The organism is Mycoplana sp. ABR4_002, assembly GCF_056159645.1.
Genome location: NZ_JBSWVO010000001.1, coordinates 2,943,849 through 2,956,493 on the forward strand (window position 1 = coordinate 2,943,849; position 12,645 = coordinate 2,956,493).

At 67.9% G+C, this 12,645-nt stretch carries 13 protein-coding genes; 7 read left to right on the forward strand and 6 right to left on the reverse strand.

What is annotated here, in order from left to right:
* Window positions 1–7 precede the first annotated feature (7 nt).
* On the forward strand, window positions 8–1,483 hold the full coding sequence (gene xdhA / locus ACXAGF_RS14095) for a xanthine dehydrogenase small subunit (RefSeq protein ID WP_475018018.1): 1,476 nt from the start codon (window positions 8–10) through the stop codon (window positions 1,481–1,483).
* 100 nt (window positions 1,484–1,583) lie between these two features.
* Window positions 1,584–3,920 (forward strand): xanthine dehydrogenase molybdopterin binding subunit, encoded by a 2,337-nt coding sequence (xdhB, locus tag ACXAGF_RS14100; protein WP_475019297.1) that lies wholly within the window; start codon window positions 1,584–1,586, stop codon window positions 3,918–3,920.
* 49 nt (window positions 3,921–3,969) lie between these two features.
* Here xdhB and ACXAGF_RS14105 read toward each other — a convergent pair whose 3' ends face one another.
* On the reverse strand, window positions 3,970–4,170 hold the full coding sequence (locus tag ACXAGF_RS14105; protein ID WP_475018020.1) for a hypothetical protein: 201 nt from the start codon (window positions 4,168–4,170) through the stop codon (window positions 3,970–3,972).
* 102 nt (window positions 4,171–4,272) lie between these two features.
* On the opposite strand from ACXAGF_RS14105, the gene ACXAGF_RS14110 reads away from it, so the two are divergent.
* The 3 genes from ACXAGF_RS14110 to guaD all read left to right on the forward strand — a co-directional run bounded on the left by ACXAGF_RS14110 (window position 4,273) and on the right by guaD (window position 7,801).
* Window positions 4,273–5,169, forward strand: coding sequence for a LysR substrate-binding domain-containing protein (locus ACXAGF_RS14110; protein ID WP_475018022.1), 897 nt, complete (start codon window positions 4,273–4,275; stop codon window positions 5,167–5,169).
* An 89-nt stretch (window positions 5,170–5,258) separates the two neighbouring features.
* On the forward strand, window positions 5,259–6,497 hold the full coding sequence (gene puuD, locus ACXAGF_RS14115; RefSeq protein WP_475018024.1) for a urate hydroxylase PuuD: 1,239 nt from the start codon (window positions 5,259–5,261) through the stop codon (window positions 6,495–6,497).
* Window positions 6,494–7,801, forward strand: coding sequence for a guanine deaminase (guaD, locus tag ACXAGF_RS14120; RefSeq protein ID WP_475018026.1), 1,308 nt, complete (start codon window positions 6,494–6,496; stop codon window positions 7,799–7,801). The genes puuD and guaD overlap by 4 nt, the downstream gene beginning before the upstream one ends.
* Before the next feature lie 16 nt (window positions 7,802–7,817).
* On the opposite strand, the gene uraH is transcribed toward guaD, so the two are convergent.
* The 4 genes from uraH to puuE are packed head-to-tail and all read right to left on the reverse strand — an operon-like array spanning window position 7,818 to window position 10,132.
* On the reverse strand, window positions 7,818–8,183 hold the full coding sequence (gene uraH / locus ACXAGF_RS14125; protein ID WP_475018028.1) for a hydroxyisourate hydrolase: 366 nt from the start codon (window positions 8,181–8,183) through the stop codon (window positions 7,818–7,820).
* The gene (locus tag ACXAGF_RS14130; RefSeq protein ID WP_475018030.1) at window positions 8,180–8,713 is read right to left on the reverse strand and encodes an ureidoglycolate lyase; all 534 of its coding nucleotides are present in this window, start codon (window positions 8,711–8,713) and stop codon (window positions 8,180–8,182) included. Before ACXAGF_RS14130 ends, uraH begins: the two co-directional genes overlap by 4 nt.
* Window positions 8,706–9,209 carry a 2-oxo-4-hydroxy-4-carboxy-5-ureidoimidazoline decarboxylase gene (uraD, locus tag ACXAGF_RS14135; RefSeq protein WP_475018032.1) on the reverse strand — a complete coding sequence of 168 codons (504 nt, stop codon included), beginning with the start codon at window positions 9,207–9,209 and terminating at the stop codon, window positions 8,706–8,708. The genes ACXAGF_RS14130 and uraD overlap by 8 nt, the downstream gene beginning before the upstream one ends.
* Complete coding sequence (gene puuE / locus ACXAGF_RS14140; RefSeq protein ID WP_475018034.1) at window positions 9,206–10,132, reverse strand: allantoinase PuuE; 927 nt, start codon at window positions 10,130–10,132, stop codon at window positions 9,206–9,208. The genes uraD and puuE overlap by 4 nt, the downstream gene beginning before the upstream one ends.
* A gap of 212 nt (window positions 10,133–10,344) precedes the next feature.
* Between puuE and ACXAGF_RS14145 the strand changes: the two genes are divergently transcribed.
* Window positions 10,345–10,719, forward strand: coding sequence for a PRC-barrel domain-containing protein (locus ACXAGF_RS14145; RefSeq protein WP_475018036.1), 375 nt, complete (start codon window positions 10,345–10,347; stop codon window positions 10,717–10,719).
* A 3-nt stretch (window positions 10,720–10,722) separates the two neighbouring features.
* On the opposite strand, the gene ACXAGF_RS14150 is transcribed toward ACXAGF_RS14145, so the two are convergent.
* A complete protein-coding gene (locus tag ACXAGF_RS14150; protein ID WP_475019298.1) occupies window positions 10,723–11,868 on the reverse strand; it encodes an NAD(P)/FAD-dependent oxidoreductase in 1,146 nt (381 codons plus the stop codon).
* Window positions 11,869–11,908: 40 nt separating this feature from the next.
* Between ACXAGF_RS14150 and mnmC2 the strand changes: the two genes are divergently transcribed.
* On the forward strand, window positions 11,909–12,637 hold the full coding sequence (mnmC2, locus tag ACXAGF_RS14155) for a tRNA (5-methylaminomethyl-2-thiouridine)(34)-methyltransferase MnmC2 (RefSeq protein ID WP_475018038.1): 729 nt from the start codon (window positions 11,909–11,911) through the stop codon (window positions 12,635–12,637).
* Window positions 12,638–12,645 lie beyond the last annotated feature (8 nt).

The window sequence follows — 12,645 nt, forward strand, 5'->3', positions numbered from 1 at the left end:
GCGGCGCATGGGCGAAAGGACCGGCAGTATCGACTTCATCCTGAACGACGAGGACGTCGCGCTCGACGACGTGCCTGCCACCCTGACGCTGCTCGACTGGATTCGCCTGCGCCGGCGGCTGACCGGGACCAAGGAGGGCTGCGCCGAGGGCGATTGCGGCGCCTGCACCGTGCTGGTCGGACGGCTGCTCGACGGCCGGCTCGTCTACGAGGGCGTCAACGCCTGCATCCGACTCGTCGGGTCGATGAACGCCACCCACGTCGTCACGGTCGAGCATCTCGCTGCCGCCGACGGCACGCTCCACCCGGTACAGCAGGCGCTGGTCGACCAGCACGGATCGCAATGCGGCTTCTGCACGCCGGGCTTCGTCATGTCGCTCTATGGCCTCTGGCTCAACAACGACCGGCCCGGACGGCCGGAGATCGAGCGCGCGCTCCAGGGCAATCTCTGTCGCTGCACCGGCTACGAGCCGATCGTCAGGGCGGCGGAGGCGGTCGCGGCGGAGCGGCCGAGCGCCGTGTTCGACCCGATCGAGCGCAGCCGCGCGGACGTGGCAGCGAGGCTTGCAGCGCTCGCCCCGCGCAAGACCATCCGGCTTGGCCCGCCGGGCGGCCGCGTCATCGTCCCGGCGACGGTGAAGGACCTTGCCGGCGTGCTTGCCCGGGACCCGGACGCCACCGTCGTCGCGGGCTGCACCGATGTCGGCCTCTGGGTAACCAAGCAGATGCGTGCGCTCGACCCGGTCGTGTTCATCAACCACCTGCCGGAACTGCAGACCGTGACCCGCACGCCCGGCGGCCTCCGCATCGGCGCCGGCGTGACCTACACCCAGGCGCAGGAAGCGCTCGCAAGCCTTGCCCCGGCGCTGCGGCCATTGCTCGACCGGCTCGGCGGAGACCAGGTGCGCAACATGGGCACGATCGGCGGCAACATCGCCAACGGCTCGCCGATCGGCGACACGCCGCCGCCGCTGATCGCGCTCGGCGCGACGCTGACGCTGCGCTCCGCCACCGGAACGCGCGAGCTGCCGCTCGAAGACTACTTCATCGACTACGGGAAGCAGGACCGCCGTCCGGGCGAATTCCTGGAGAGTGTGTTCGTGCCGGCCCCGTCGCCGGACGACCGTTTCGCCGCCTACAAGGTGTCGAAGCGGCGCGACGAAGACATTTCGGCCCTCTGCGGCGCCTTCCGTGTCACGCTCGATGCCGGGGCCGGAGTGGAGCAGGCGCGCGTCTGTTTCGGCGGCATGGCGGCGACACCCAAGCGCGCCCGCCACGTCGAGGCCGCCCTTGCTGGCAGGCCGTGGAGCGAAGCGACGGTCGAAGCGGCGTGCGCCGCCTTCGAAAAGGACTACGCGCCGCTTACCGACTGGCGCGCGTCGGCCGGGTACCGGATGCTGGCCGCGAAGAACCTGCTCTTACGCTTCTTCCTGGAGACGGCCGGCGAAGCCGCGCAGTTGCGGCGGTTCGGGGAGGTGGCGTGATGCGGCAATCACGGCACGCGCCCTCCCGCAGCCGCGCTGCACACGGCCCGGGTCGGTCGCTGCGGCAGGGCCGCCGGCAACCCGAACGAGGTGAGGCATGATGGACCGTTCCGCCTTCGAGGACCGCAAGACGATCACCGCGCCGATGCACGCGCCGCAGCGGCATGACTCCGCCCACAAGCATGTCGCCGGCACGGCTGAGTACATCGACGACATACCGGAACCGGACGGCCTGCTGCATGCCGCCCTCGGCATGAGCGAGCGCGCCCATGCCGAGATCGTCGCGATCGATCTGGCCGAAGTTCGCGCCGCGCCGGACGTCGTCTGGGTCATGACCGGCGCGGACGTGCCGGGGGTCAATGACATCAGCCCGACCGGCCGCAACGACGAACCGGTGCTGGCCGAAGGCAGGGTCGAGTTCCACGGCCAGCCGGTCTTCGCCGTGATCGCGCGGACGCGCGAGGCGGCCCGCCGCGCCACCCGGCTGGCGACGATCGAGTATCGCGACCTGCCGCACTGGACCGACGCTGCCGATGCGCTCGCAGGCGGAGCGATTCTGGTCACCGACCCGTTGACGCTGTCGCGCGGCGACGCCGAGGCGGCGCTCGCGCAGGCCCCGCGCCGCCTCGGCGGGCGGATGCGGGTCGGCGGCCAGGACCATTTCTATCTCGAGGGCCACGTCGCGCTCGCCATTCCCGGTGAGGACGACGAGGTCACCGTCTGGTCCTCGACCCAGCACCCGAGCGAAGTGCAGCACATGGTCAGCCATGCGCTCGGCGTGCCCTCCAATGCCGTCACCGTGCAGGTGCGCCGCATGGGCGGCGGATTCGGTGGCAAGGAGACGCAGTCGAACCAGTTCGCCGCGATCGCCGCCATCGCCGCCAAGAAGCTGAAACGCGCGGTGAAGATCCGCCCGGACCGCGACGAGGACATGGTCGCCACCGGCAAGCGCCACGATTTTATCATCGACTACGAGGCCGGATACGACGATGAGGGCCGCATCCTGGCGGTAAAGGCCAACTATGCCGCGCGCTGCGGCTTTTCCTCCGACCTCTCCGGGCCGGTGACGGACCGGGCGCTGTTTCACGCCGACAACGCCTACTTCTATCCGCACGTAAGGCTTAGCTCGCAGCCGCTGAAGACCCATACCGTCTCCAACACCGCCTTCCGCGGCTTCGGCGGTCCGCAGGGCATGGTGGGCGGCGAGCGCATCATCGAGGAGATCGCCTACGCGCTCGGCAAGGACCCGCTCGCAGTCCGCAAGGCCAATTTCTACGGCGAGGCCGGCTCCGACCGCTGCCTGACGCCCTATCACCAGCCGGTCGAGGACAACATCGTCCACCGTATCGTCGACGAGCTGGAACGCTCATCGGACTACCAGGCACGTCGCCGCGCCATCCTCGCCTTCAACGACAAGAGTCGCGTGATCCGCAAGGGGATCGCGCTGACGCCGGTCAAGTTCGGAATCTCGTTCACCGCCACCTGGTACAACCAGGCCGGCGCGCTGGTGCATGTCTACCAGGACGGCTCGATCCACCTGAACCACGGCGGCACCGAGATGGGCCAGGGCCTGTTCGTCAAGGTCGCACAGGTGCTCGCCGACGCCTTCCAGGTCGACATCGCGCAAGTCAAGATCACCGCGACGACGACCGGCAAGGTGCCGAACACCTCGGCCACCGCCGCCTCCTCCGGTTCCGACCTGAACGGCATGGCGGCCTTCGACGCGGCGCGTCAGATCAAGGAGCGCCTCGTCGCGTTCGCCGCGGAAAAATGGAACGTTCCGCCGGAGGCCGTCGCCTTCGTACCGCACCATGTGCGGGTCGGCGAGACCCTGGTCCCCTTCCCCGACTTCATCCGGCAGGCCTACCTCGCCCGCGTCCAGCTCTCGGCCGCCGGCTTCTACAAGACGCCGAAGATCCACTGGGACCGCGCCAGGGGCATCGGTTCGCCCTTCTACTATTTCGCCTATGGCGCGGCGGTGTCCGAGGTTTCGATCGATACCCTCACCGGCGAGCACCAGGTCAACCGCGTCGACATCCTCCACGACGTCGGCCGCTCGCTGAACCCGGCGATCGACCGGGGCCAGATCGAGGGTGGTTTCGTCCAGGGCATGGGCTGGCTGACGACCGAGGAACTGTGGTGGGACGAAAAGGGCCGGCTGCGCACCCACGCGCCCTCGACCTACAAGATTCCGCTCGCCTCCGACCGGCCGCCGGTTTTCAATATCGCGATTGCCGAATGGTCGCAGAACGTCGAGCCGACGATCGGCCGCTCGAAGGCCGTGGGCGAGCCGCCGTTCATGCTGGCAATCTCGGTGCTGGAGGCGCTGTCCATGGCGGTCGCCAGCGTCGCCGGCTATCGCCACTGCCCGCGACTCGATGCGCCGGCGACGCCGGAACGGGTGCTGATGGCGGTCGAGCGGTTGAAGGCGGCGTGAGCGACCGTTGCCATCGCCCCGATCCGGGACGATGGCCGCCTTTCGGTTATCAAAAGTCCCTTTCCCGGTACGGTGCCCGGCCGTCGAGAAGGCCGAGATCACGCTTGAGATGGTCAGGCAGGTTCTCGACATCCAGCCGCGGGGGTCTGTGCTGCAAGGTCGGCATCAGCGCGTCGACGACGGCGCGCACCCACCAGTCGAACGGCGTGGGAAGGGTCTGGCGCTGATATTCCATGTCCGGGCAAGCCATAATGACACCTCATGGCGGTCGTTGAACTTGCTTGCAGTTTGCGCCGGAGAATGCTGGAATTCCAATCGAACCTCCGTCTGGACGCATAAAGAGAGCTGATCCATGAAACTGGCGCGCCAGTTCCCCCTGAACGCCATGCGCGTCTTCGATGCCGCCGCGAGACACGGCAGCTTCACCCGCGCCGGGGAGGAACTGGGCATGACGCAGACGGCCGTCAGCTACCAGATCAAGCTGCTGGAGGATCTCCTCGGCGAGCCGTTGTTCCTGCGCCGGCCGCGGCAGATCGTGCTGACCGAGACCGGTCAGCGGCTGGCGCCCCGGGTGGCCGAGGCCTTCGCCATCCTCAGCGTTGCCTTCAGCTCCGTTCTGGACGACGCGGAGGCGACGCTGGTCATCAGTTCGACCTTTACCCTGTCCTCGAAATGGCTGGCGCCGCATCTGGGATCGTTTCACCTGCAGAACCCGACGGTCGCGGTGCGCCTGCTGACCGACCAGCGGCTGGTCGACTTTTCCCGCGAGGCGGTCGACGTCGTGCTGCGCTATGGCGACGGCAACTGGCCGGGGCTGGCCAGCCACAAGCTGATGGAACTGAGCTTCACGCCGATGCTGAGCCCCGCGCTTGCCGCGAGCGTCGGCGGCATTGTAGAGCCGACGGATCTGCTGAAGCTGCCGATCTTCGATCCGACCGACCCGTGGTGGACGCAATGGTTCGCCGCCGCCGGCCTGCCCGGCATCGACCTCAGCGACCGGCCGCATACCTATCTCGGCACCCAGACGCTGGAGGCCGACACGGTGATGGCCGGCCACGGCGTCGCCATGCTCAATCCTGAATTCTATACCAACGACATCGCGCTCGGCCGGCTCTACCAGCCGTTCGACATCGCCTGCACCGACGGCAAGGCCTACTGGCTCGCCTATCCGGAAAGCCGGCGCAACGTTCCGAAAATCAAGCTGTTCCGCAATTGGCTGCGCTCGGAACTGCCGAGCTTCGCCGACTGATGCGTCGGCGTTGGCTCGCCTGCCCAACCCCTTTCCTCTGCGGCAAAATTCTCGCAATGTGCGGATGCGAATGAACGAGAGGGGCCCGCATGTACGACTACGCCATTGCCTGGGAATGGGTCAGCTTTGCCGTGCGCTGGCTGCACGTCGTCACCGCGATCGCCTGGATCGGCTCGTCCTTCTACTTCATCGCGCTCGACCTTGGCCTCGTGCGGCGCGACCACCTGCCGGCCGGCGCCTACGGCGAGGAATGGCAGGTGCACGGCGGCGGCTTCTACCACATCCAGAAATACCTGGTAGCGCCGGCGACGATGCCCGAGCACCTGACCTGGTTCAAATGGGAGAGCTACGCCACCTGGCTGTCCGGCTTCGCCATGCTCTGCATCGTCTACTATGCCGGCGCCGACCTGTTCCTGATCGACCGTAGCGTGCTCGAGGTTTCCGCACCGGCCGCGATCGCGATCTCGATCGCCTCGCTCGCACTCGGGTGGATTTGTTACGACCTGCTCTGCAAGTCGCCGCTCGGTGCCAGCACCTGGGGGTTGATGATCCTGCTGTATGCGCTGCTGGTCGCCATGGCCTGGGGCTATACACAAGTCTTCACCGGCCGCGCCGCGTTCCTGCACCTTGGCGCCTTCACCGCCACGATCATGTCGGCCAACGTCTTCTTCATCATCATCCCCAACCAGAAGGTGGTCGTCGCCGACCTGATCGCCGGACGCACGCCGGACCCGAAGTACGGCGTGATCGCCAAGCAGCGCTCGTTGCACAACAACTACCTGACGCTGCCCGTCATCTTCTTCATGCTGTCGAACCACTACCCGCTCGCCTTCGCGACCGCCTTCAATTGGATCATCGCCGCCCTCGTCTTCCTGATGGGCGTCACCATCCGCCACTGGTTCAACACCACCCACGCCCGCAAGGGCCGGCCGACCTGGACCTGGCTGGCGACGGCAATCCTGTTCATCCTCATCATCTGGCTGTCGACCGCGCCGAAGGTACTGGTCGGCGAGGTGCCGGAGGCCACGTCCGCGCCGATCTTCCGGAAGTTCGCGGCCGATCCGCATTTCCCGGCCGTGCGCGACGTGGTCACAAGCCGCTGCAGCATGTGCCATGCCGCCGAGCCGGTCTGGGACGGCCTTTTGGCTGCGCCGAAGGACGTCGTTCTGGACAGCGACGCGGCGATCGCGCGCAATGCGCGCGAAATCTATTTGCAGGCCGGGCGCAGTCATGCCATGCCACCGGGGAACCTGACCGGCGTCACCCCCGAGGAGCGCCGGGTGCTGACCGCCTGGTACGAGAGCGCGGTCTTCGGAGGCGCGAAATGACGGCCATACTTTTGCGCGGGCGACTGCTCGGCTTCGTCCGCCGGCCCGAAGGCATGGACGACACGGGCAGCTACCACTACGACGCCGATGGAGGCCTGCTGGTCGTGGACGGCAGGATCGCGGCGACCGGCGCCTATGCGGACGTCCGGGCCAAGGCCCCGGCCGGCGTCGCCGAGATCGACCACCGCCCGCATCTGATCCTGCCGGGCCTGATCGACACGCACCTGCACTTTCCGCAGATGCAGGTGATCGGCGCCTATGCCGCCAACCTGCTGGAATGGCTGAACACGCACACCTTCCCGGAAGAATGCCGCTTCGTCGAGCCGGCGCACGCGGCCCGCATCGCCGGCCACTTCTACGACGAACTGATCCGCCACGGCACCACGACCGCGGTCGCCTACTGCTCGGTGCACAAGACCTCGGCCGACGCCTATTTCGCCGAGGCGCTGCGGCGGGGCATGTGCATGGTCGGCGGCAAGGTGATGATGGACCGCAACGCGCCGCAGGGCCTGCTCGACACGCCGCAGCTGGGCTACGACGAGACCCGCGCGGTGATCGCCGAGTGGCACGGCAAGGGCCGCAACCACGTCGCCATCACCCCCCGCTTCGCCATCACCTCGACCCCGGCGCAGATGGAGGCGACAGGCCGGCTCGCCCGCGAGTTTCCCGACCTGCACATCCAGACCCACCTGTCGGAGAACGAGGACGAGATCCGTTTCACCGCCAGCCTCTTTCCCGAGGCGGCCGACTACACCGATGTCTATGCGCGCTACGGCCTGCTCGGACCGAAGAGCCTGTTCGGCCACTGCATCCATCTGACCGATCGCGAAGCGGACGCGATGAGCGAGGCGGGCGCGGTCGCCGTGCACTGCCCGACGTCCAACCTGTTTCTCGGCTCCGGCCTGTTCCCGCTCAGGTCGCTGTCGCGCCGCGACAGGCCGGTGCGCCTCGGCTTCGCCACCGACATCGGCGGCGGCACGAGCTACTCGATGCTCCGGACAATGGACGAGGCCTACAAGATCCAGCAGTTGCTGGGCGAGCGGCTGAACCCGTTCGAGAGCTTCTATCACATGACGCTCGGCAACGCCGAGGCGCTGTCGCTTGCCGACCGGATCGGCACGCTGCAGCCCGGCAGCGACGCCGACCTCGTCGTTCTCGACGCGGCGGCGACCCCTGCCATGGCCCTCAGGATGGAAGTCGTGCGCTCGCTCGCCGACGAATTGTTTCTGTTGCAGACCCTCGGCGACGACCGCTCGGTGCGCGAAACCTATGTCGCCGGCAAGGCGATGAAGGCCGGGCTCTGATCGTCCGGTGCGCCGGTCAACTCCCGCGGTAGGTCGAGTAGCCGTAGGGCGAAAGAAGCAGCGGCACGTGGTAGTGCCCGGACGGATCGGCGACGCCGAAGCGAAAGGGGATGAGATCGAGGAAGGCCGGGTCGGTGACGCCGGCGCCGCTCCTGCGCAGGTAGTCCCCGGCATGGAACAGGAGCTCGTAGGTTCCGGCGAGAAAATCGTCGCCTTCGATCAGCGGGGCATCGACGCGCCCGTCGGCATTGGTCGTCGCAGTGGCGATCCACAGGCGGTCGCCCTGCGGCTCGTAGCGATACAGCTCGATCGCGAGCCCGGCCGCCGGCCGGCCGCGGGCGGTATCGAGAACGTGGGTGGTCAGTCGTCCACGGCTCGTCACGGCGTCACCTCCGGGCTCTCGATGATGTAGGGCATTTCGTAGAAGAACTCCTCGAGGTTGCCGTCCGCGGGGCTGCGGTCGACGACAAGGAAGTCGCTGGCGGCGCCGACCGCCATCAGCGGGTGGTGCCAGACGTTGCGCCGGTAGTTGATGCCCTGCCGGCCGCTAGCCAGGAACGCCTGCGGCGCGCCCGGCCGGCCGCCCTCGTCCTGCGCCACGACCACCAGCCAGGGACGATTGTCGATCGGCGAAAAGCTTTGGCTGCCGAGCGGGTGACGCTCCACCATGTCGACGACATAGGGAAATACGCGCGGGCTGCCGCGGAAGATGTTGATGATGACGCGTGCGTCCTGCCCGGTCACCTCCGCTTCGGCGAGCGCGTGGTAGCGCTCCGTCGTGCCGGCGTTGATGTGTCGCATGGTCGAAGGGTCGGCCTCGATCAGGGAGCCGAACGGCGCGAACGCCTCCTTCGTCAGCGCCCGCACCGGCAGGACGACCGGCACGCGGCGCGGCTCGGACGGCTCAGGCATCGCCCTCTCCCGGAACCAGGGCCGCGAGCCGCAGCAGCGCGATTCGCTCGACCTGCGCCTTGGCCGTCTCGAATTCCTGCTCGCGCGAATTTTCGATCCGCGTCTCGAACGCGGCAAGAATGTCGTCCTTGCCCAGCCCCTTCACCGCGATGATGAAGGGAAAGCCGAATTTTGCCACATAGGCGGCATTCAGCGCCGTGAAGCGCGCATGCTCCTGCGCGCTGAGCCGGTCGAGGCCCGCGCCGGCCTGCTCCTTGCGGCTGTCCTCGGTCAGCTCGCCAGCGATCGCGAGCCGGCCGGCGAGATCGGGATGGGCGCGCAGGACCGCGAGTTGCTCGCCGGCGGAAGCGGCCCGGAACTGGGCCGCCATCGCCGCGTGCACGGCGCCTGCCGTCAGCGGCTCGCCGATCGGGCCCGCATCGAAGGCGCGCTCGGCGACGAAGGGCGAGTGTTCGAACACGCCGCCGAAGCGGGCGATGAAGTCGGCGCGGGTCATGGCGTGCCTGTCTCCGGCTTGTGGTGCTCGTGCCAGTGCCTTGCAATGTCGATTCGGCGCGGTACCCAGACCTTGTCGTGCGAGAGCACGTAGTCGACGAAGCGCGCCAGCGCGGCGACGCGCCCGGGGCGGCCGACAAGCCGGCAATGCAGGCCGACGTTCAGCATCTTCGGGCTGCCCTCCCGGCCTTCCTGGTACAGCACGTCGAAGGCATCCTTCAGATAGGTGAAGAACTGGTCGCCGGCATTGAAACCCTGCGGCGTGGCAAAGCGCATGTCGTTCGTCTCAAGCGTATAGGGGATGATCAGGAAGGGCTCGCCGTTGCCCTCCACCCAGTAGGGCAGGTCGTCGGCATAGGAATCGGAGGAATAGACGAACCCGCCCTCCTCCATCACCAGCCGCAGCGTGTTCGCCGACGGCTTGCCCTGGTACATGCCGAGCGGATGCGAACCGGTCAGCTCGGTATGGAGCCGCACCGCCTCGCGGATGTGCCGGCGCTCGGCCTCCTCCGCAAAGTCCTTGTATTCCAGCCAGCGATAACCGTGGCTGGCGATCTCCCAACCGGCCTCCTTCATCGCGGCGACGGCTTCGGGATTGCGCGCCATCGCCAGGGTCACGCCGTAGACGGTGACCGGCACGTTGCGGTCGGTGAACAGCCGCCACAGCCGCCAGAAGCCGGCGCGCGCGCCGTACTCATAGATCGATTCCATGTTGAGGTTGCGCTGGCCCGGCCAGGGCTGCGCCCCGACGATCTCCGACAGCAGGAATTCGGACGCCGGATCGCCGTCGAGCACGCAGCTCTCGCCGCCCTCCTCGTAATTGACGACGAACTGGACGGCGATATGCGCGTCGCCCGGCCAGCGCGGGTGCGGCGGCGTTCGGCCGTAGCCGACGAGATCGCGCGGATAGGTCGTTTCGGACATCGTTTCACCCCTGGATGCACGCCCGAACGGTAGCACCCGAGACGAGAAAGTCGAGGCGAAATGCGGTCTCTCCCAAGCCGGAAAACGGTCTCGGGCAGCACCGCCCGGGCGATCGCCGTCGGCGCGATGATGGCCGTACCCGGCTCCGCAAGACCGGAACAATCACGTCCCTCAGCGCATTGTCACCGACACAACAGACAGGGAGTAGAACGATGACCTCATACGACGCCAACATCCGTGAGACCGAAGCGCTGATCGCCAGCGACAAGGTCGAAGGCACCGCAGTCTACGGCGCCGATGGCAAGCACATCGGCTCGGTCGAACGCCTGATCCTCGACAAGCTGACCGGACAGGTCTCCTATGCCGTGCTCAGCTTCGGCGGCTTCCTCGGCATCGGCCACCATCATTACCCCGTGCCGTGGAGCAAGCTGGACTATGACGTCGGCCTCGGCGGCTACCGGATCGACGTGACCAAGGAACAGGTGGAAGCCGCGCCGCACTACGAGAGCGGAATGGACTACGACTGGAGCCGCGACAACGGCCAGCGCATCCACGACTACTACGGCATCCGCCCCTACTGGATGTGACGATCACGTCCGATCACGGCGCGCAGCCTCCAGATGCGCCTCGACCGTGAAGGAAGGCGGCAGCCGCGCCGGGCTGTCGCCTTTTGCCTCATCGACGACCGCGCGCGCCAGTTCGTGCGCGACGCCGAAGCTGATCTTGAAGCCGCCGGTCAACAGGCTGATGCCGGGAAACACCGGGTGACGCCCCGCCATCGGGTCGCGTCCGATCGCCTTCGGCCGCACCCCGGCCCAGCGCTCGACGCACTCGGCCGAGCGGAGGATCGGCGCCAGTCGGAAGGCCCCGGCAATGGTCTCGTCCAGCAGGCGATCGGTGGAAACCGGATCGGTGAAGCGGTCCTCGCTCGTGCTGCCGACCGCACAGTATCCGTCCTCGTGCGGAACGACATAGACACCGTCGCTGAACAGGACCGGCAAAGCCGGGTCGACGTCCGCCCGAAACAGCGCCGCCTGTCCCTTGACTGCGCAGCCGACCGGCCGAGGCGTCGCGGGCCCCATCGCTGCGAGCAGCGCGAAGCTCGCAACGCCGGCGGAAAGGATAAGGTGGCCGCCGGCGATCCGCTCGCCGTCGGCCAGCACCACGGCTCGCGTCGCGCCGTCGACCGCTCGCACCTCGCATCCTGTGCGGATGGTCGCCTTCGGCATGGCGGCAAGCGCGGCGCGCAGCAACGCCAGCAGCCCCCGTGGCCAGACCCGGCCCGCCAGGCTGTCGAACACCAGCCCGGCGGGCATGGCGTCCGGCGCCGGCCATTGCGCGGTCGGTGCGGCATCGACAAGGTCAAAGGTGAAGCTGCGGCCCGGCACCCGCCAGTTTTCGGCGGCGTCACGAGCATGCCGCCTGGCGCGATCGCCTTGATGTCCGGCGCCGAGCGGGATCAGCCGGCCGGTACGGCGATACCCGGCAGACAGGCCTGTCGCCGCCTCCAGTTCGGCGATCTCGGTCTCGAGCGAAACCAGGGACTCGAACTGGAACTGCTTCTTGGCGTTCCACCGGTCCGGCAGGTGCGGCATCAGCGCACCCAGCAGGCCGCCGCTGGCGCCGGCGCCGACGTCGTCGCCTTCCAGCACGAGCACGGACAGCCCGGCGCGCGCCGCCATCAGCGCGGCCCACAGCCCCATGATCCCGGCGCCGACCACCAGCACGTCCGGCACCGGTTGACCAGGACGGCCGGCGCGACTATCGACTGCCGGCATGGCTGACAATGCTCCCGACGCCGCGCCTGCGGCGAGTAGTTTGACCCTCGACTGGCATGAGGGCGATATGCCCTATTCGCCGGCTTATGGCGATCACTTTTATTGCCGCACGGACGGCAGGCTCGAATGCGGTCACGTCTTTCTCGGCTGCAACGGCCTGCCCGACCGCTGGGCCGGGGGCGGCGACTTCACCATCGGCGAACTCGGGTTCGGAACCGGGCTCAACCTCTGCGAGACCTGGCGCCAGTGGCGCGCGGCATCCGCCGGAAGCGGATGCCTGCATTTCGTTTCCTTCGAGCGTTTCCCGCTTGCGCGCGAGGCCATCGACCGCGCGCTGGCGCACTGGCCCGAGATCAACGGCGAGCGCGGTGCGCTGACCGCGTTGTGGCCCGATGCACCGGGAAGCCGGGAAATGATCGACCTGACGCTCGATGAGCGGACCCGGCTGACGGTGATCGTCGGCCCGGCACTCGAGCGACTGGGGTGGAGCCGGCTTTCCTTCGACGCCTGGTACCTCGACGGTTTCGCGCCGTCCCGCAATCCGGACATGTGGTCGGCGGAGCTAATGGCAGAGGTGTTCGCCCACACCCGCCCTGGCGGCACGTTCGCGACCTATGCCGCAGCCGGCTTCGTCCGGCGCAACCTCGCCGCCGCCGGCTTTTCGGTGGAACGCAGGCGCGGCTTCGCCGGAAAGCGGGAAATGCTCTGCGGACAGCGGCGGCCATAGCCGTTTGA

Bases quoted from the DNA above. Each gene is read 5' to 3' on its own strand.
- ACXAGF_RS14130 (WP_475018030.1), bottom strand. From the start codon at position 8,713: ATGCCTGAGCCGTCCGAGCCGCGCCGCGTGCCGGTCGTCCTGCCGGTG.
- xdhB (WP_475019297.1), top strand. From the start codon at position 1,584: ATGGACCGTTCCGCCTTCGAGGACCGCAAGACGATCACCGCGCCGATG.
- puuE (WP_475018034.1), bottom strand. From the start codon at position 10,132: ATGTCCGAAACGACCTATCCGCGCGATCTCGTCGGCTACGGCCGAACG.
- guaD (WP_475018026.1), top strand. From the start codon at position 6,494: ATGACGGCCATACTTTTGCGCGGGCGACTGCTCGGCTTCGTCCGCCGG.
- puuD (WP_475018024.1), top strand. From the start codon at position 5,259: ATGTACGACTACGCCATTGCCTGGGAATGGGTCAGCTTTGCCGTGCGC.
- ACXAGF_RS14145 (WP_475018036.1), top strand. From the start codon at position 10,345: ATGACCTCATACGACGCCAACATCCGTGAGACCGAAGCGCTGATCGCC.
- uraD (WP_475018032.1), bottom strand. From the start codon at position 9,209: ATGACCCGCGCCGACTTCATCGCCCGCTTCGGCGGCGTGTTCGAACAC.
- ACXAGF_RS14110 (WP_475018022.1), top strand. From the start codon at position 4,273: ATGAAACTGGCGCGCCAGTTCCCCCTGAACGCCATGCGCGTCTTCGAT.
- xdhA (WP_475018018.1), top strand. From the start codon at position 8: ATGGGCGAAAGGACCGGCAGTATCGACTTCATCCTGAACGACGAGGAC.
- mnmC2 (WP_475018038.1), top strand. From the start codon at position 11,909: ATGGCTGACAATGCTCCCGACGCCGCGCCTGCGGCGAGTAGTTTGACC.
- ACXAGF_RS14105 (WP_475018020.1), bottom strand. From the start codon at position 4,170: ATGGCTTGCCCGGACATGGAATATCAGCGCCAGACCCTTCCCACGCCG.